At 63.9% G+C, this 18,706-nt stretch carries 18 protein-coding genes and 1 pseudogene; 3 read left to right on the forward strand and 16 right to left on the reverse strand.

All coding sequences use genetic code 11. From position 1 onward, the window contains the following. Positions 1-12: 12 nt before the first annotated feature. The 11 genes and pseudogenes from Q0330_RS12965 to Q0330_RS13015 form a co-directional block, all read right to left on the reverse strand. On the reverse strand, positions 13-846 hold the full coding sequence (locus Q0330_RS12965; protein WP_299479904.1) for a hypothetical protein: 834 nt from the start codon (positions 844-846) through the stop codon (positions 13-15). After that, positions 843-1,280, reverse strand: a complete 438-nt coding sequence (locus Q0330_RS12970) for a hypothetical protein (protein ID WP_299479907.1) — start codon at positions 1,278-1,280, stop codon at positions 843-845. Before Q0330_RS12970 ends, Q0330_RS12965 begins: the two co-directional genes overlap by 4 nt. A 76-nt stretch (positions 1,281-1,356) precedes the next feature. Beyond that, positions 1,357-1,563 (reverse strand): hypothetical protein, encoded by a 207-nt coding sequence (locus Q0330_RS12975; RefSeq protein WP_299479910.1) that lies wholly within the window; start codon positions 1,561-1,563, stop codon positions 1,357-1,359. Between the two features lies 1 nt (position 1,564). Continuing rightward, positions 1,565-1,804: pseudogene (locus tag Q0330_RS12980) on the reverse strand (hypothetical protein); the annotation flags it as partial. 156 nt (positions 1,805-1,960) lie between these two features. Continuing rightward, a complete protein-coding gene (locus tag Q0330_RS12985) occupies positions 1,961-2,398 on the reverse strand; it encodes a hypothetical protein (RefSeq protein ID WP_009179456.1) in 438 nt (145 codons plus the stop codon). After that, positions 2,395-4,542 carry a hypothetical protein gene (locus tag Q0330_RS12990; protein ID WP_245890327.1) on the reverse strand — a complete coding sequence of 716 codons (2,148 nt, stop codon included), beginning with the start codon at positions 4,540-4,542 and terminating at the stop codon, positions 2,395-2,397. The genes Q0330_RS12985 and Q0330_RS12990 overlap by 4 nt, the downstream gene beginning before the upstream one ends. Continuing rightward, on the reverse strand, positions 4,539-6,365 hold the full coding sequence (locus Q0330_RS12995; RefSeq protein ID WP_299479926.1) for a hypothetical protein: 1,827 nt from the start codon (positions 6,363-6,365) through the stop codon (positions 4,539-4,541). The genes Q0330_RS12990 and Q0330_RS12995 overlap by 4 nt, the downstream gene beginning before the upstream one ends. After that, a complete protein-coding gene (locus tag Q0330_RS13000) occupies positions 6,362-7,783 on the reverse strand; it encodes a tyrosine-type recombinase/integrase (protein ID WP_039983874.1) in 1,422 nt (473 codons plus the stop codon). The genes Q0330_RS12995 and Q0330_RS13000 overlap by 4 nt, the downstream gene beginning before the upstream one ends. A gap of 186 nt (positions 7,784-7,969) precedes the next feature. Continuing rightward, on the reverse strand, positions 7,970-8,122 hold the full coding sequence (locus Q0330_RS13005) for a hypothetical protein (RefSeq protein ID WP_299480047.1): 153 nt from the start codon (positions 8,120-8,122) through the stop codon (positions 7,970-7,972). A gap of 10 nt (positions 8,123-8,132) precedes the next feature. After that, a complete protein-coding gene (locus Q0330_RS13010) occupies positions 8,133-8,561 on the reverse strand; it encodes a DUF6878 family protein (RefSeq protein WP_299480041.1) in 429 nt (142 codons plus the stop codon). A gap of 225 nt (positions 8,562-8,786) precedes the next feature. Continuing rightward, positions 8,787-8,951 carry a hypothetical protein gene (locus Q0330_RS13015; protein ID WP_299479935.1) on the reverse strand — a complete coding sequence of 55 codons (165 nt, stop codon included), beginning with the start codon at positions 8,949-8,951 and terminating at the stop codon, positions 8,787-8,789. Positions 8,952-9,488: 537 nt separating this feature from the next. Here Q0330_RS13015 and Q0330_RS13020 point away from each other — a divergent pair. Both Q0330_RS13020 and Q0330_RS13025 read left to right on the forward strand, forming a co-directional pair. Further along, complete coding sequence (locus Q0330_RS13020; RefSeq protein ID WP_299480044.1) at positions 9,489-9,863, forward strand: helix-turn-helix transcriptional regulator; 375 nt, start codon at positions 9,489-9,491, stop codon at positions 9,861-9,863. Further along, on the forward strand, positions 9,863-11,143 hold the full coding sequence (locus Q0330_RS13025) for a HipA domain-containing protein (protein WP_299479938.1): 1,281 nt from the start codon (positions 9,863-9,865) through the stop codon (positions 11,141-11,143). The genes Q0330_RS13020 and Q0330_RS13025 overlap by 1 nt, the downstream gene beginning before the upstream one ends. Positions 11,144-11,268: 125 nt before the next feature. Here Q0330_RS13025 and Q0330_RS13030 read toward each other — a convergent pair whose 3' ends face one another. Both Q0330_RS13030 and Q0330_RS13035 read right to left on the reverse strand, forming a co-directional pair. Beyond that, complete coding sequence (locus Q0330_RS13030; protein WP_299479892.1) at positions 11,269-11,592, reverse strand: DUF736 domain-containing protein; 324 nt, start codon at positions 11,590-11,592, stop codon at positions 11,269-11,271. Between the two features lie 773 nt (positions 11,593-12,365). Continuing rightward, a complete protein-coding gene (locus Q0330_RS13035; protein WP_299479941.1) occupies positions 12,366-12,842 on the reverse strand; it encodes a MarR family winged helix-turn-helix transcriptional regulator in 477 nt (158 codons plus the stop codon). Between the two features lie 218 nt (positions 12,843-13,060). Here Q0330_RS13035 and Q0330_RS13040 point away from each other — a divergent pair, with 218 nt between their 5' ends. Further along, the gene (locus Q0330_RS13040; RefSeq protein WP_299479944.1) at positions 13,061-14,218 is read left to right on the forward strand and encodes an FAD-dependent oxidoreductase; all 1,158 of its coding nucleotides are present in this window, start codon (positions 13,061-13,063) and stop codon (positions 14,216-14,218) included. 399 nt (positions 14,219-14,617) lie between these two features. Here the strand turns inward: Q0330_RS13040 and Q0330_RS13045 are convergent, their stop codons facing one another. From Q0330_RS13045 to Q0330_RS13055, 3 genes are all read right to left on the reverse strand, one after another. After that, on the reverse strand, positions 14,618-16,765 hold the full coding sequence (locus Q0330_RS13045; RefSeq protein WP_299479947.1) for a ParB/RepB/Spo0J family partition protein: 2,148 nt from the start codon (positions 16,763-16,765) through the stop codon (positions 14,618-14,620). A gap of 112 nt (positions 16,766-16,877) precedes the next feature. Continuing rightward, a complete protein-coding gene (radC, locus tag Q0330_RS13050) occupies positions 16,878-17,321 on the reverse strand; it encodes a DNA repair protein RadC (RefSeq protein ID WP_299479950.1) in 444 nt (147 codons plus the stop codon). A gap of 125 nt (positions 17,322-17,446) precedes the next feature. Further along, complete coding sequence (locus tag Q0330_RS13055) at positions 17,447-18,646, reverse strand: DUF932 domain-containing protein (RefSeq protein WP_299479953.1); 1,200 nt, start codon at positions 18,644-18,646, stop codon at positions 17,447-17,449. Positions 18,647-18,706: the final 60 nt, after the last annotated feature.

Raw genomic sequence — 18,706 nt, forward strand, 5'->3', positions numbered from 1 at the left:
CTCGACGGACATTCATAGACGGCCATGGCGCGCTTCATCGATGACGAAGCCGAAGGGGCCAACTTCGTAGTCCGCAGAAGGAATCAGAAAGTGACGCTCCTCGGCAGCCGGATCGCGCCGCCCGCCGCGCGTCGCAACGACCTCGGTGAAGCCGGGACGGTGATCCGAATAGATCGCCGAGATCACGACCCAGTCGTCGGCGTGGAGCCGGGCGAAGGCCTCGGCATCGCGGGCGCGAGACTCGCCGGGGCGCAGCACCCGGTCGTGGATCGCCTCCCAGGCATCCGGCCAGCTGTGGCGCAAGGTTTCCTCGGCCTGCCGACGCTCAAGCGCCGTGAAGAGATCGGGCCAGGCCGTTGCAACGGCAGCCCAGGCGGCGTCCTCTTCGTACCAACCGCCCGCCTCCCGCAGCAGGGGATGGACCCTCGCGTTTCGCTCGGGCGAGAGGTGGAACCCGCCATGACCGGAGGTCGAGTGAAACGCGACGCCTTCGCCATAGCGGACCGCGCCTTGCGATCGCCCCCAGGGCGTGCTGGCATAGGCGCGGAATTCCTGCCGGCCGAGCGCGGCTTTTTCGGCCTGATGCTCGGCCTGTTCCTCGACGAAGGCGCGGAACGCGGCCTCGTCAGCGATGTCGCCGCCATGGCCGTAGAAGTCGGAGCGCTTCCACTCGACGAAGGGCCTGGACAGTCGCCAACCGCTGCCGAGGAAGTTCCCGCCATCCCGCTTGGGGAGCATGGCATAGGCGGCATCGCCGATCCGGGCGACCGTCAGGCCATCAGCACTCTGGCCGAATTCCGGGATGGGGAAGGAAGCGGAGGTGCGGGGTGCGACAGCGGTGCTCATTGGACAAGCGCCTCCACCGCGTCGATATCTTCGCCATTCAGCGCAGCGGTCAGCCATTCATGGGTGCTGATCCAGCCGATGCTCTTTCGGGCACCGAGGTCGATGACCTGCGCGCCACCGCCGAAAGCCTCCAGCCGGGGACGCGAACAGGTGAATGAAGAGTCAAAACCCCAGAGGCCGGTCAGGTCGATCTCGGCGGCAAGGCGCAGCACGAAGGCGATGAGCCCTTCGACATCGCCCTGCCCGTCATCGTGGAACCAGAGGACCGAAGTTCCCGGGCCGTCCTGCAGCGCGATGGCGAAACCGGAATACTCCGGATCGTCGCTGCCCTCGTCTTCCGCGCAGAGACGGGCGTGCAGATCGAGCGCCTGGACGGCTTTCTCGGGCGTGCCCGCGTCCAGAACGCAGGAGAAGTGCGTGAAATAGTCAGCCACGATGGGCTTCCTTTCAGAATGAAAAGACCCGGGCGCCGATGGCCCGGGATCGAGTTGGGGTTAGGGAAGAAAGTGGTCAGTTCGCTTCGGGGGGCTGCCGATGTTCGACGGCATTCCGCGCCGCGGCGTGGGCTTGCAGAAGTTCGCGGTAATAGCGCTTGCGCGCCTCACGCCAGCTGCGGACAGCGAGCGTGTCAGGATGCAACCGCCGGATGGCAATGCGCAGAACCGCAAGGTTCGACAGCCCGGGCGGCAGGCCGAGGTTCAGATAGGCGCGGCTCATGTCAGCTGATCTCCCGCACGGGGAGGACCAGATGCGGATCGACTTCGGCCTCGATCTTCTGCGTGCGGCCCATCCAGGGCTCAGCCCGGATCGAGCGCGCCCAGTCCGCGAAACTGGGAATGAAACCGAGGTCTTCCTTCACATGCTGCTCGCCGACCCAGCGGGTCGGGATCACCCGACCGGAGGACAGGGTCAGGGTCTTGCCGTGGATCTGCTCCAAGAGGAATATCCCTTCGGCATGTTATCTGGACAGTCAAGTTGTCTCTTTTTGAAAACTTCCTGCCATCATTGGGGTTTTCCCGAGTGGCATCGGTGAGACAGTTCATTGGGGCTCCCTCTCTTCTCATCCCTGTTTCACCCCCACCCAGATCACCTCTTCCTCTCCCTGATCGCGAGCTCAGGTGCCAGCTCCGGACGGTGGCCTGAATGGCAGGACTTTCGGGTCAGCCCGCGCGATCTGCTCTTCAAGAACCGCGAGCAGGCGGCGTTGTTCTTCACCCTCAAGCGCGAGGATCTGAATTTGTTGCGCCAGTGTTTTGATGGTCGCGCGCAGCTCGGCCATCTCGCCACTGCGTGCGGCCCGGAGGTCGGCTTCGAGTTCGCGGATACGCTCCTTCAAGCCCGCGACAGATCCCGACCGGAACCGCGCTTCCGCCGCACGAAATTCCGCGAGAACGGCGGTGGCCCGGTTGGCCGTTGCGCGGCTGACACCGGCCTCGCGTGCGAGATTGGCGACGGTGAGGCACCCGTCGGTATGGACGGAGGTTCCTTCGAGCAGTCGCATCATGGCGGCGCGCAAGGCGTCTTCGGTCTTCTGACTGACGGGCCGTGTCATACCTTTGGGTCCTCCAGATGAGCGATCAGCCGGCGTTTTCGATCATTGTCCTGCGCGATTGCGACCTTCTGAACCGCTGACAGGGTGTTACCCTGCAGGAGGCGCTCGCCGTCCTCGATCGAAGCCCGCCAGGGCGCAACGTGGCGCGAGGTCAGACAAGAATTGGGGCAGCGGTCCGGGCTGCAGCGCGAAATCACCGGAGCCGCCGGCCTGTCGTCGGACCGCAGGCAGAGGGCGCTGGCGGGATCGAAGAAGCAATCGTTCAGAAATCCGACATGCAGCGTCTTTCCAAGATGCGCCAGCATCGTTCGCAGGCGCTTCTGATCGAGGATGCGCCCGGGCAGATCACCGAGGGTGTCCCGGACGTGGTCGAACTCCTGCTTGAGGCGGGACGATGCCGGTCCGCCGGGCTCGTCACCCTGCAAGTAGGCCTCATAATAGGCGACGACATCGTCCAATTGGCCAAGGGCCCGTTCCTGCTCGACTGCCCGGCGAAAATCGCCATGCGGCGCACCGGCATAGCCCTCGAACATCGCCACGGAGGCGTGCTTGTACTGGATCTTGCCAGCGATCACGCCGAAGGGGCGGTTCGCGATGTACCATGCGATGGTGCGCCGGAACTGCCGGGTGCTGAAATGCCAAGCGCGCCCATCGACATGTGGAATTGCGGGCGGGTTTACGACCTTTGCATCCAGACCGTCTCGAAACATCTTGATGATCGGCGACGCCTGCGCGGCCAGGTAGTCCGCAGTCCAGTCCCATGGCTTCAGCGAGACCCAGAGAGATCGAAGATCGCGGTCGCCGCGCGCTCGACGCGACAGGGCTTCCATGGCCTCGACGGCACGGGCGACCGGAGCGATGGTGATCCAGTCGGCGGAAACACCCGCCGCCTCGCGGTGCTTATAGACGTAGCTGCGTACCCGATAGCGCTCGATCAGGTTGTCAGCACTGCGTTCAACCGAAACGCAGCCCGGCTCCATGTCCTGCAACTCGCTGTCGCGCATGCCCGTCAGGTAGGCACAGACGATGTAGCAGGCCGCCTGCAGCATCTGCTCTTCATGTGGCAGGCTGTCCGTGTCGAAACGCTCCCGCCAAGGCAGGCCGGTATCGGGATCGAGGGTGATCGGGGTATCCATGCCGCCGACCTCGGTTCCCATCTCACCCGCCATCTGGTCCAGCATCCTCACGGTCGCGGTGGAACTACTGAGGTTCCCCGTTTGAGGACAGCCGATCTGAAGGCACATCAGCCTGAAATTATACGCGTTGCCTTCCTTAACATCGGGGACACCGCGGGTGGTGTTTGGACGGCGCTCCCAGATTGGCACGCCCCTCCCTTCCGCCCGGCGGGCCTCGAGCCAGGTACGAAGACGGTAGCGAAACCGTTCGTGGCGGGTTCGGCGCGCATCCTCGGCAATGATCTGGGCAGCACGGGCTTCAAGGCGATCCAGCTCTTCGCGCGCCGCGAGGATATCCGGGGCGAAGACATCGACGTATCGCATCGACCAGTGGAGCAACGCGCCGATGACCGGCTCGGGGATCCGCGGCGTGGTGTTCTCCGAGCTCGTCCGGCTCCGACCGCTGACATTACTTGCCGTGCGCCCGCCCCAGGGCAGGAAGGGAATGCCACCCCCGGTCACCCATGGCCCGAAATGATGGAGGTCGATGGGGACATCGACATAGAGGCGGATCTGTTGCGATGAACGTGCGCCGTCTCCCCCCAGATGCGCCAGATACGCGTCCAGCACTTGCTGGTCGACGCGCGCCAATTCGACGGAACCGATACGATCGTGCAGGAACTCTCCGAAATGGCGCAGGAACAGCAATGTGCCCTTGGCGGTCGAGGGGCCGCAAGGGCCCCGGTAGCTGCGCAACGGCGCCTGAAGGCGGGCAAGCATATACTCCTTGGCGAGCCGTCGAAGCGCGGGGTCTGCAATGGCCCCGAAATCCACACGAAACGCGGCCGGACGCGCGTTGGCGCGAAACATTGCCGGACTGAGATCCCAGACATCTTCGCCGAAGCGAGACAGCATCGAGTGCTCCGATCCCGGTCTGAGCGGTCTGCCTGCGAGAATGTCGACGTCGTCGGCATGGATTGCCGATGGCAGCGATGGCCTTGCGGTCGTGATGGCCGGATTTGCGCTCATGCGAGACCCGCCTCCGGGGGAAGGTAGATCTGTGCCGACTGACTGGCTGCGAGGGCACGCGCGGCGGCGAGATCGGGTTCGGAGAATTGCGGTAATATCTGCGCAGATATCCTGTGGTGGACCCGCCCGAACTTGGCCCGCCAGTCGACCTCGGTCAGCACCTTCCGCTGGTCCACAACGAAATCCAGAAACGCCATCAGCGCGGGAAGCTTGCGGGTGGTGATGACACCGTTGCGGCATTCGATGCAGCCCCAGAACGGCACCGGGCAGGCCTCGCCCGAGGAGGCGAACGGGCTGCTGTAGAAGCCGGAACAGCTTGCCAGCCACACATCCTGTTCGCCGGCCGGCAATGCCGGAACATCGGTCGCCAAACCCTGCGGAAAACCGGGCTGAGCCGAAGACGGAGCTGCCAAGACGTTGGCCTCGGCCTCCGGGGTCAACACGGTAGGCTGCAACGCGTCTTCGACAGCGTCCATCAACGCCTCGGCGATGGTAGCTTCGTGGATCGGCCGCAAGGCGGGAATGTCCCCATAGTGGTTCGCGGCAACCTCGACTGTATGTCCAACGGCAAACCGGCGCAGCTGACCGCCAGTCTTGCGATACCACGCAGCCTTGTGGGTCTTGCGCAAACGCGGGAGGCAGAGCTTCAACGGCTTACCATCATCATCCTGCAACCCGTGGCGTTTGACCCAGACCTTTCTAGCGGATTGCATCGGCAGAACGACATCGGTCAGGCGGCCGCGGCAGTAATACGTGAAAAGCTGTTCGCTCTTGAGATGACCGCGCGCCGTCGCGGTCCACTGAATTGCGAGGCGCAGGAGGCCGCCCGGGGTGCCTGACCCTCCGTCCCGAACCCGCAGCCGCTTCCACTCGGCATGACGGGCGCGGCGCTTGCAATACTCGATCTCGACATAGCCGCTGGACGGGTTCTTGAGGCAGTCGGCACGCAGGGTCTTGATCGCCTCGATCTCGAGACCGGTCTCCAGCGACAGCAGAACGAACAGAGCAATCAGATCGCCGAGGAGCAGATGCCGCGTGCCATGCATCCAGTCGCTCAGCCCCTCATTCGAAATCCCTGCATAGTTCCGTGCCCCGTAGAGTTGACGAAAAAGGTCGTTCTTGACGGTAATGAAACCGACACGGTCGATCTCCGCGAAGGCGTCCATCTCCAGCCGGTCGATGCGTGTCTCGCACTCCTGTTTAAGCGCCGGACGGAATCGCTGCACGATCGCTGCAACATCGGCACGTGCGGCCGCCTTCAAGGCCACCCGGACACTGTCGCTGTAGGCATCGCGCGGGTGCGGTGGAACACCCGGGCGTGTACTGACATAGAATAATCGGCGGGAAGCCTCTTCGGAAAGGCGGCCTGGTTCGCCCGCATCCGCCAACCGCAGCAGCATCACTACATCTCCCATCTGGTGGCGGCGATGGTTGGGATGCTGCCCGCGCTCATCCATCCAGGCGTCGAAGCCTTCGATGGTAGCGACATCAATCTCGGCAAGCGCCTGTACGGATGAGTCTGTCGCATCGAGATAGCGCCAGAACCGATGGATGGCTTCGGCCAATGACATGGCGGTGCGGACGGTGCCGGCGGGGCCACCGACCTGACACGCCTGCCAGAGTGCTTGCGTGAAGGAACGCGCAAGCGAAGCCCGACCCGGCAAACGCGTCAGGTCCATCGTCGCGGTCCGTCCGGCCAGGGTAATCTCGAAACGGCCCGCGGCGATGGCACTGGCCGCGGCGGGGCCGGGATCGGGAAGGTGTTCGGGAAAGCTCGCCCTCCGTCCCGGGCGGGGATGAGCGACGCCGAATCTGCCGGTCATCGGTCATCCGCCATGAGTTCGGCAGTCCAGCGGTCCGCTGCTGCGTCGACGAGTTCCTGCGCCTCGGCAAGGCTGTCGAGATAGATGTAGGTGCTGGTGATGTTCGTGTGGCCAAGGAGGTGTTGGAGATGGCGGAGCGGATCGCCGAGCATCTGGCGATAGGCGGCGCCGTGCGCGTCGGTCGGGTTAAAGATTGCGCCAACCTGTTCACGGATCAGCATCGACAGCATGTTGACCGCAAAGGTGTGCCTCAGCATGTGGGGCGTGACAGTAACATCGAGACCGAAGATCTGGCATCGCTGGCTTGCCCTGCGAAAAGCAACCTCCCAGGTTCCGGACGACACGGGTTGACCACGCTCAGTGAGCCAAAGCGATGCGTGTTCAGGCATCCCATCAGGCGATCGCAGTAACCGTTGGCGGTCTTGCGGACGGAGCCTGGTCAGCGCGACGCGCCGACCGCTGCCATTGATGGCGTTGCAGCCATCAGATGACAATACGAAGGGGACGACCGGAGGAGGCGGCGCCTTGGCGGCGGCAACGTGGCGCTCGATATCGCAATAATCCCCGATCAGCTTGAGCACACGGCGCGGCAACCGGATGCGGCGCGGGCGTTCGCCCTTGGTGATCGCGCCCGGAAGATCGAAAAGAAGTATCCGCGGGCTGTCCGAAGTCAACCGAGGCAGTTCGTCGATGATTAGGCTACCAGCCTCACCGAGGCGCATCCCCGTTGTTACGAGCAGTTCCGCGAAGACGGCATTCCGCTCGCCATTGCGGCCGCGCCAGGCTGGGTCCTCGGACCCGTCCGGCAATCTTCCTCTCAGGCCGATATCCCGGAACGCGAGGTAGCGGCCGATATCGACGAATTGCATGTCATGCCGACGTGCGGCACGTTCCCGGGCCCTGTTACCCTCGACGACCTTGGGCGCTCCCCGCCCATGACCATGACGAAAGAACTGGTCGTATCGAAACGGCGAGGATGCGATCAGGCCCTCTTCGAGCGCCCACCGATACAGTTTGTCAAGCGCCGCGATCGCCCTGTTCCAGCTGGATGCCGAAATCCGGAACGGTGCATCCGACAAACGCCGTGCATGGTGAAACGCGATGACATCGTTGTAATCGGCACGCCAAAGCTGCTTGCCACCACGCCGTTCTTCCAGAAACCGAATCCAGACGAAGATGTCATGGGCGTAGGCGCGCAAACTGTGCCGCGAACGCACCCCCATGGTCGGACAGGCGCGAAAGAACCGGTTCACTTCATGCAAGTAGCTTCCGTCCCGATCCAGAAAGAACGGCATGCCATCCATCAGGCCGATCCTGCCAGCGGCCTCGGTCAAGGAAACGGAAAGATCGACCGGAACGCCTTCGACCGAAACGGGCGCGCGCAGCGCCGATCCGTCGGTGAAATAAAGCTGCGTCATCCATCCTCCAAAGGCGTTCGCGTCCAGCAAACGACGCCCGCGACTCCAGTCGCGCTCAAACCGAAACGCCGCCAGCCCCGTCCCTACGGCCCTTTTGATGGAGAGCGGGCCGGGGCTGGCTCATCTCTCAATCCCAAGGCTCGGCATAACCCGAACCGTGCACAGGAATAAGACGCATCGATAGAGTCAGGATAAGGCATGGTGGCGCAGCGCCCGGTGCCGAAACTCCGCCAGAATGAGTTTCGAGGCGTCGAAGAACTCGTGAAGGGCGAGATAGTCCTCGACCGAGCCGCCCCATTTCTTCACCGAGGACAAGGCGTGGTGATACGGATGTGCCATCGCCGCCCCCTCAGAAATCATGGGTGAAGAGTTCGGACGACGTGAACCGCTCGTTGAACTCGAGATGGATCGACCGGGCGCGGGCGTCGATGCAGAATTCGCCATAGGCGCCGTCGTTGTTTTCCCAGCCGCCGTGGGTGTCGGAGAGAAGGTCGTAGACCAGGTCTTCGACGGCTGCCTCCAGCGTCAGGCGGTGCTCGATGGGCGTCCTCGTCTGCCAGTCGATCCCGGCGAAAATGATCTGTGCGGCCGGAAGGCTGACGTGATGATCGGCATCATTGCGGGCATCGATGCTTTCGATCTGGCCGCTGTCGCCCGAGCCATCGAAACTGACGAGGACATGGGCGATGCCGGCAAGGCGCAGCCCGTCGAAGAGCACTTCCTTGTTCTGCGCGCGAAGCGTCATCTCCAAGGCGCTACGCTCGGCCTGTTCGGCCATGAACCGCGCCAGATCGGGCGCGATCTCGACCGGGGCCGCAGCGCGGCCGGGAAGGTGGATGGTCATGTCTGGATCTCCGGGAGAGGGTGGAAGAGGGATAAGCCCGCCGCCGCTCTCTCTTTCCCCGGCGGGCTCCCCCTGCCCGCTCCCTTCTCGACCTCTCCCTTGCCGGACCCTTCGGTTCGGCACCGCTGCCCCCGAAAGGGGGTGAGGCGCTTGCGCGCCTCATTGCCAGGGATCGATTTCCAGCGCGACGAGCGCCTCGTCGCCATCGTATTCATCGGACGGCATCGCCCCGTGGGTGCCGTCCCCGGCCTGAAACACGACGATCGCGACCATCAGCGTGGCGGCGAGGCTGGCGGCGTAAGCGGTGGCATCCTTCTTGGACATGGGGTCGGCTCCTGTCTTTGGGGGCGGAGGACCATCCCCCGCGCAACAGGCGCCCGAAGTGTCTGACCGGATCTGCAATCACCCTCGTGCGTTCGGCCCAGTCCTTTCTATTCGGGGCCGAATCCGCGAGGGCGGCACGCTCGCGTAGCCGACCCCCCCAGCCTGATGGGAAATCGGGGTTGAGTGTCGAAGAGACGGATCAGACCAAGGACAGCGAATGGAAGCGGGGGATGGGGCTTTGACCCTGCGAGGAGCCCCGGCCCCGTCCGAGGATGCCCACCGCTCGCCAGCCTTGCCGCCACGCGGGTCGCGGAAGATCGGCGCGGTTCAGGCCGGAAAAGGAAAAACGGAACGCTGCACCAGATGACTACGGGCGGGCCTGCCCGCCACCTGGAAATCCCTGGCATCAGGTCGAAGCGCCGAACCCTTCGGCACCGCTTGCCTTCCGGCGGGGCCAGATGTTGCGTGGCCTTGGCAGGTGACATTATACGCCATATATGGCATTATATCTTTATTAGATTGCCGCGTGAGACATCTATGTCAAATCTGAGAGCCAATCGCTCCCTCACTGACCTCGGTCAGAACCTTCGTCAGGCGCGCCTCTCGCGCCGGTTTTCGATTGCCGAACTTGCTACCCGGGCCGATGTGTCCGAGCGCACGCTGATCCGATTGGAAAAAGGCGATCCGGGCGTCGGGATAGGCAATTTGGCTGCGGTTCTGGCGGCCTTGGGCAGCCCTGAAAGCCTTGCGGAGATCATGGCCCCGGAAAATGACCCTGTCGGCATGTCGCGCGCACTCGACGCTGTGCCGAAGCGCGGGCGCAGTTTCAAGGCCGGAAAGGCGACGATGCCTGCGGAGCGTGAACCCGTTGAAGCGGTGCCGAAGTCCGAGCGCAAAGGGATCTCCTTCTGATGGCGGATTCAGACCAACCTACCGTCCGCAGGTCGCGCACAGCTCCTGGCAAACAAGAGGCCGAGGTCCACCTTGGCCAGAGTCTGCTGCATGTCGGCAAACTGCGCTTCTCCTATGAGCGCGGTCGCCAGCATTCCGAATTCAGCTACAGCCCAAACTGGGTTGATGGCGACCCTGGATTTGCCCTTGCCCCCGATTTGCCCCTCGGCCTTGCGCCGTTCTTTGCATCGTCAGGGCGAAGCGGCGATCAGCGGGAAAGCCTGCCCGGCGTGTTTCAGGATGCCGCCCCCGACGCCTGGGGCCGCATGTTGATGGAGCGTCTGCACGGCGCGGGTCTGTCCGAATTCGACATGCTGACCCTGACGGATGACGCCACCCGCCAGGGCGCCTTGCGGTTCTGCGATGCACAGGGGCGGGTCATCACGGGCGACAGCGCTCCGGTCCCCCGTCTGATCGACCTTGAAGAATTGCGCAGCATCGCGGCCACCATCGAGCGGCGCGGCGAAGTGTCCAATGCTGCGCTGCGCCAGATGGCCGGGGCCGGGGGTTCCATCGGCGGGGCCAGGCCGAAGGCCAATGTCCTGGATGATGGCCAGCTCTGGATCGCGAAATTCTCCTCCGCGACCGATGCCAGCCCGGTCGAGCGCATCGAAGTGGCAACGCTCCAGATGGCACGGGAGGTCGGTCTGAACGCTCCGCAGGCGCGCCTGATGCTGGAGACGACCGACAGCCCGATTGCGCTGATCCGGCGGTTCGACCGCGAGGGACCGGCGCGCATTCCCTACATGTCGGCCCGGACGGCCCTGCAGCGGCATGGGGCCGAACAAGGCGCCTATACCGAACTTGCCGGGTTCATCCAGCAACACAGCGACGATCCCCGCGCCGATCTGGCCGAGCTCTGGATGCGGATCGTCTTCACCGTTCTGGTGACAAACACCGACGACCACTTGAAGAACCACGGCTTTGTCTATGCCGGGGATGGTCAATGGAGCCTGTCGCAGCTCTTCGACGTGAACCCGCAGCCGGAGCGTCATCGACTGCTGAAGACGGCAATCATCGAGGGCGAGCCCTTCGAGGCGTCCATCGAGATGGCGATTGAGGCCGCGGAATTCTTCAGTCTCGCCGGACCCGAAGCGCGTGAAATGGCAGGCAAAATGGCACGCAAAATCCATGCGTCATGGCAAGCGATCATGCGACATCACGGGGTAACGGATCGCGATCTTGGTCATCTTGCGCCAGCCTTCGAACATCGTGAGATGGAGAAGGCTTTGGCGCTATAGGATCAGATTTACTGCCGGATACGGCACTCTAAATCACGAAGTTTGCCATATTTGGCATACTTCTGAAGAGAAATGCATCAGAGCTTCGGCCCCGGTCATTTGACCGGGGCCTTCTGCTTTGGCGATCAGTCGCCGCGGCGGGTGTTGGGGCGGGACCAGATGAGGCTCGCGCCCTCGCCGTCTTCGTCATCGAAGAGGTTGGCGTAGATCGGGGCGGCAAAGCTCGGATCGTCGAGCTTCAGGCCCAGGTATTCGCGGCCCTCGTTCGATTTCTTCGTCCAGGCGGCGCCGATCTCGGCGCGACCGACCAGGACCCGGTGCGAGGGCGCGTTCTCGCCCGAAGCGCGCAGGTCGGGGACGAGGCGCACACCCTTGGCCTGCAGGCTGAGGGTGAAGATTTCGCCGGTGTATTCGGTGCCGGTCTTCTTGAAGGTGCCGATGGTCGCCATGATCTTTCTCCGTTTTCTCTCTGTTTCGGGCCCGCGTCCTTGCGGCCTCGATGGCGATCGAAGAGCCCGGAGGCGACCGATGGCGCACCCCCTCCAAGGGGGCTGGACAGCACAGGAGGAATTTTCTTGCCTCGCGAGGAATGACGGTGCCAACCCTCGGGGCCCCCATGCGACCTGTCGCATGGGGTGGGGGTCCGGCAGGGGAAGAAAGTTGTGACGACGCTGTTGCGCCAAAGCGGTCGAGGCGAAGACGTCCTTCGGGCAGATCAGCCCATCACCAGAGGCCGTTTGGACGCGGGCTGGGACAGAGGGGGAGAGGAGATCAAGGCGACCCTGAAGGCCTGTCAGGAAAGACAGGACAGACACCTCAGGCGATTTGGAACCCACGGCAAGCCTCAGTCAGCATGCGCATCCCCCTGCCCTGCCACCTCAGGACACTACCCGCTGCACTGGGTCTTGGCCCGCAAACTCGATGGCAAGAACACTGACGAGATCGAACGGGTGCCGTGACTGGGCCAATGGCTGGTCGATCCGAGATACTGCGTCGGGATGCACCCGCCCGAACCGGTGATGATCCGACGGCGTGGATCTCCTCTAGTCCCCCTGCCCGGCCGCCGCGCCTCTGATCGCTCTGCAAAGACCCGTCGAAAACCCGGGTCGGTAGAGTTCGGTTTTGCCTATCATAACGAACGATGAGCCGGCTTCATCGCACGCCAATTCCACAGCGTTCCAGGTAAGCCAATGGATCGTAGCGACGATAGCTCCATAGCGGATCAGCCGTGCTTGTCAGCGTCGTTCACTCCTTCGAGTTTTTGCTGAAGCGCCAGCAAGACGCGGTGCGCGGTTTTCATGTCTTCAACCGAAAGCCCCTCTGCCAGCATGTTGGCGCGCGGGTAATAGGAGCCAACCGCTGCGTCGTAGGTCTGCCGGCCTTTCCCGGTCAGCACGACAAGATGCGCCCGGCGATGGTGTGGATTAGGCTGGAACTCGACCAGGCCCTCTTTTGCCAGATCGTTGACGATGCGCTGGACGTTCTGGCGGTTCGCGCCCAGATCACGGGCAAGCCATGCCACGGGCTGCGAACGGTCGGCCAGGGCGATGGCGCCGAGAATCTGCCACCGGGCGCTGGTCAGCCCAAGCGGCCCGACGATCCGGTCGCCCCATGTCAGCGTCAGGTTGTTCACCCGGAACATGGTGAGGATCAGTTCGGTCAGGGCGTCGCCTTCAGGGCTGCGTGCTGTGTCGTTCATGTGTCACCTTATGACCCAGTTGACATGATGATGTCAATTCGATATGTCGCCATTGCTACGAAATGACATCATAGAGTCAAAGTGAACGATAAGCCATCCATGTCCCTTGTGAGGCCTCTGGACGAGACGCTTCCTGTCGAACGCCAGCCTGGCATCGACACTGCGGATGGCCTGGGTTTCTGCGGCCTGTGGGCCATCAGCCAGTGAAAGGAACCACCATGCCAAGGATCATCCACCCGCTCGCCGGTATGATCGCCCTCCTGACGATCGCGACCTTCTGGCTTTCGACAGCGATTTCCGAACTGTTCCTGTCCGAAGCGGCGGTGGTGGCCGTGAAGACCACCATCCCCTGGGGCTTCCTGCTTCTGGTCCCGGCTCTGGCCGCGACGGGCGGCTCGGGCTTTTTCCTGTCGCACGGCCAGCGCGCGGGGCTGGTGGGCGCCAAGCTGAAACGGATGCCCTTCATCGCCGCCAACGGGCTGCTGATCCTGATCCCTGCGGCGCTGTTCCTCGCCTCGAAAGCGCGGGCCGGTGACTTCGATACGACCTTCTATGTCGTGCAGGGCATCGAGCTGCTTGCCGGGGCCACCAACATCGCGCTTCTCGGCCTCGGGATGCGTGACGGGATGAAGCTGACCCGATGGAAGCGCGGGAACTTCCTGCGCCTGGCGGCAAGCCACACGACGACACTTGCAGGCAAGGAAGAGGTTGCGCGCGACACCTTCGCCTTTCGCCTGCAAAAACCTGAAGGCTTCACCTTCAGGGCGGGTCAGGCTGTCTATGTGACCCTGCCCGGCCAGAAGGAAACCGACAACAAGGGCAGTATCCGCACCTTCTCCATCGCCAGCGCACCACAGGAGCCGGATCTGGTCATTGCCACCCGCATGATCGGCACCGCCTTCAAACGCTGCCTTGCGGGCCTGCCGGCCGGATCGCCCGTCGACATCGAAGGCCCCTATGGCGATCTGACGCTAGACGGCGACACGCGACCGGCGGTGTTCCTCGCCGGGGGTATCGGCATCACCCCGTTCCGCAGCATGATCGTCGATGCGGCGGCACGGGGCCTCTCCCGCGACCTTACCTTGTTCTACAGCAATCGCAGCGCCGACGATGCCGCTTTTCTGTCCGAGCTGGAGCAGCTTGCGCAGCAAAATCCCCGGTTCCGGCTGGTTGCGACGATGACCGAGGCTCCCGACTGGCAAGGCGAGCAAGGCTTCATCACCCGAGACATGATCGAGCGACATGCAGGCGACATCGCCAGGCCGATATTCTACATCGCCGGTCCTCCCGCAATGGTCGCTGCGATGGAACGCCTGCTGAGGGAAGCGGGGGTTTCGGTCGAAAACACCCGGGCAGAAGAGTTTGGTGGATACTGACGGGTTCCGATGAGCGCCCGTCTACCCGGATACTGCACTCCAGCCAGCCAGAGCGAAGGCAGATTTGGGTCGATCTGGGGTCAGTGGTCTGGTGATGTTGCACCATGTCGTAAGTTCGCCGCTCCACTGGGTCTTGGTCTGCCGGCGTAGTGGCAAGCTCAAAGGCGAAACCCGACCAGATGCCGCGACAGGTTCATTGCGACAGATCCCAACTGCCAACCCGGTGACGTTCCGATGGCGTGGTCCTTGCCAGGCTCCATGCCCCATCAACGCCGCACAGTAATCGCAAGAAGCAAAGGCCTGTCGAAAAACGGGGCTGAACTGTTCCCCAGGCGCGCAAAGGGAGCCTCGATCAGGCCACATGGAAAAACGGGGTGGCCGAAGCCACCCCGTCCTGGGTCATTCCGCGGCGATCAGGTCTTGCCGCTCGTCTTCCTCATCGGCCTGCGGATCGTCGTCCGCCGTCAGGAAAGCAGGCAGGTCATCGCTGGTACCTTCCGTCACGGCTGCACCCTCCGCATCCGGATCATCCATCCGCAGCGGTTCGGGCAGCCAACCGGAGCCATCCAGGAGCCGTTCGGCCTCCCGCGCCATGTCGCCCTTCTTCAGATGGTCGATCAGCTGTGCCGCACCCTCGCCCACGCCTTCGCGCACCGCCTCCAGGATCCGGCTCTTGGTGACGCGGCCGAGGTAGTTGGCGACGGTCGGCCTCCAGCCTGCTTCGACCATGTCGAGCCGGGTGGTCCGCGCAAGGCGGTCAGCCTCGCGCAGGCGGCGGTCGAGGCCTTGCTGGCTTAGCCCCATGCCGCTGTAGGGGTTCGGACGCTCGTAAAGCGCGGTCACCCCGAAGCTGAGGCAATGGGCGAGGAGCGACTGACGGCTGGCTTCATCCAGTGCATGCAGCCAGTCCCAGATCACGTCATCCCCCTGCCCCAGGGGCATGTCCGCGCGCCAGCCAGCGTGCCGGGCGTCGATGTTCTGGGCAGGATAGCTGTCGGCCAGGTCAGCGGCCTGCACCGGCAGGTGAATGTCGCGCACCGACGCTTCGACGGCTGCACCGGAACTGCGGCTGCCGAAGCAATCCAGCACCAGCTTGTGCAGAAGCGCCGTCATCGCGATGCGCGGATTGTTCGCCACCGCGTCGCGCAGGGCCAGGGTGCGGTGCGCGGTCAGTTCGATGACAAGCCGCTCGGGCAAGGGCTTGATGCCGTCGCCTTCCTCCTCATCCTCCTCGGTCACTCGCGGCTCACCAGTGACGCTGATCTGGGTGACATGCGCGGGGCGGTGATCGCTGTCGGCATCGTCGGCATCATCCCCTTGAAGGGAAGAGGGGCCGCCGTGCTGGCCTTCGGGGGCCGCCCGCACCTCGTCCTCGGGCCGCACGAACCCGCGCTCGACGAGCAGACTGCCGTCACTGTCGATGCTGACGAAGGCCCCTGCCCTGCCGACCTGATCCGGGTCGAAGGCCATCGGGCGGCTGTCGAAGGCATCGAGGCCGCGCTCGATCTCGCCAAGGCGATGGTCGACCTCGTCGGGCAGTTCCTCGGCCTCGCCATATTCCGCTTCCAGACGGTCGTATTCGTCGCGCAGCGCCTCGCGGGTGGCCCGCTCCTCGTCAGTCAGATCGATCGTGGTGCCCAGAAGGTCGCGAAGGCCCATCCTGTGTCCATAGGGGAAGCCAACGGCGACCTCGATCCACTTCCATCCCTCGCCGGCGATGGCTTCGGCCTCAAGCTTCAGCTTCTCGCCCACCAGCCGTTCGAGCAATACCGGATCCTGCAGCCAGCCACCGTCGTCCTGCTGGAAGAGGTCACGCAGGACGAAACCACCGGCCGCCTCATAGGCATCGAGCCCCAGGAAACGGGCGCGCTTGTCGGAGGCCCGCACTGCGGTCTCGGTCAGCATCCGGCGGATCTGGTAGGGTTCCTTGGACCAGGAGTTCCGGACCGCGTCCCAGACCTGCTCCTGCCGCGCATGATCGCCCGAAACGGTGAAGGCCATTAGCTGTTCCAGGGTCATGCCATCCTCGGCGTAGGCCTCGAGAAGCGACGGTGCGACCGAGACCAGGCGCAGACGCTGCTTCACGACCTTCACATCGACGAAGAAGGCCGCCGCGATGACCTCCTCGGTCATGCCCTTCTCGCGCATGGCCTGGAAGGCGCGGAACTGGTCGAGTGGATGCAATGGCGCGCGCTCGATGTTTTCCGCAAGCGAAAGCTCGTCGATCAGCACCGAGTCATCGGCGGCGCTGACGATGCAGGGCACCGGCGCAGTCTTGGCGAGGCGCTTCTGCTTGACCAGCAGTTCCAGCGCCCGGTAACGGCGGCCACCCGCCGGAACTTCAAAGGTGCCGGTATCCGCACCATCCTCGCCCAAGACAGGGCGGACATGCAGGCTCTGGATCAGGCCGCGGCGGGCGATCGACTCGGCCAGTTCATCGACCGAGACCCCGGCCTTCACACGTCGGACGTTGGACTGGCTCAGCACCAGCTTGTTGAACGGGATGTCCCGCGAGGACGCGAGGGTGATTTTCTGCATATTGGTCATCGGACCGATCTCCCGACGGGTCCCGAGAGCCTCTCTCTCGGTCCAAACCCGTCGAAAACCCCCTGCCCTTCTTTCCCTCTCTGACCCGCCCGGACCGCACGCCGACGGGCGGTCATTCGAGATCACCCCGACCGCGCAGGCTGACCTCCCGGCCCGCGCCGGTGATGATGTGGTCGTGCAAGACCAGGCCGAGCGCAGCGCATGCCTTCTGCACCTCCTTCGTCATGGCAATGTCGGCATCCGACGGCTCAGGATCACCCGACGGGTGGTTGTGGATCAGGATCAGGGCGCTGGCGTTCAGCATCAGCGCCCGCTTTATCACCTCACGCGGATAGACCGGGACATGGTCAACCGTGCCGGTCGAGAGAAGCTCATCGGAGATGATGCGGTTCTTGCGGTCGAGGTAGAGCACGTGGAACCGCTCGATGGGGCCGCGGACGGTCAGCGCGCAATAGTCCATCAGCGCCTGCCAACTGCCGATGACCGGGTTCTGGCTGAGGTATCGGCCGAGGATGTCGCGGGCTTCGAGGACGATGGTTTCTTCCTGGGGGGTCATGGGTGTCTCGCTGAAATGCGCAGGCCAAAGCCCCCCGCCCTCTCGGGGCGGGGCCACTGGCCTGCATTTGGAAAGGGAATGCGCGACCGCCGCGCGCGAGGGCGGTCGCGTTGTCGGGTCCGGCGTCAGCCGACCCGGTCGAGGAGCTTCTTGGCGCGCCCCTCCATGTCGAGGCGGGCATCCTGCTGGGTCTTGTCGCGCGCAAGCCGCGTGATGCCCTGCACGAAGTCGAAGATGCTCTCGGGCGGGCGGCCCTCTTCCATCAGCACTTTCTCGATGATCTTGCCCGACTCCGCCTTCGAGAAGCCGCGCTTGCGCAGGAAGTCATCCCTGTCCTCGTCCGTCCGCGCGACGATCTGTTGCCGCGCCGCCTTGATGCCGTTCACGAAGCCCTGCGGCGAGGAATTGGCAAACCGCGTCAGCGCCGGGGAGGCCTCATGGGCGAAGCGCGAGGCGGCATATTTCGAATGCCGGATCCGGATTTCCTGAAAATCCTCGACGCCCCATAGATTCCTGTTTTGACACACGGCCCGCAGGTAGAAGCTCGCCATGCCGAGGGTCTTCGCGCCCACCTCGGAATTCCAGCAGTAGAAGCCCCGGAAGTAGAGGTCGGGGGAGCCGTCGGGCATACGACCCGCCTCGATGGGGTTGTGATCATCGACCAGGAACAGGAAGACATCGCGGTCCGAGGCATAGAGCGTGGTCGTGTCGCGGCTGATCTCGACATCGGGGTTGTAGACCCCGGTCGACCAGTCGAGCACGCCCGGCACCTTCCAACGCGTGTCGCCGGTACCATTGCCCGCGATCCGCTGTACCGCCTCGACCAGTTCATGGTCGTGGATACGGCCATACTCGGGGCCAGTCACCGCGCGCAGTTCGGTGCGGCCATCTTCCGTCTCGAAGGTCTTCACCTGCTCAGCGCGGTGGTTGGTCAGACCGTATTGCAGGTTGATGCCCGCCAGTGGCGCGGGCAACTGCCGAAGGTAGGAGGCCGGTGCGCCGACGATGCTGGCCAACTGGCCAAAAGCCCAATGCGTGGGTGCGACCGGTTCATGTGCCTTCGGCAGCATCAGATGCAACCGCTCGGGGTTGTCGCGTGCGGCCTCGACGCGGATGTCGGCGGTCTGCACCACCCGGCTACGGCTGCGTTCGGAGCGGCTCTTCACATTGGCCCAGAGATCGTCGAGCGACAGATACCGCTCGTCATCCGGCCGGTTGAACCATTCGGACGACACCCGCCCATTCCGCTCACCCCGGCTCACGTCCACTTTCCAGCCACCCGTCCGCGTAGGTGTGACCGGATCCAAAACTTCCACAACGCCCATCGGCTATCTCCCGTGACAGGCGCCGGGAGCCACTCTCCCAGCCTTTAACCTGTCGCGAAA

The sequence above is a fragment of the uncultured Paracoccus sp. genome (genome assembly GCF_937873615.1).
In the GTDB taxonomy this organism is placed as follows: Bacteria; Pseudomonadota; Alphaproteobacteria; order Rhodobacterales; family Rhodobacteraceae; genus Paracoccus.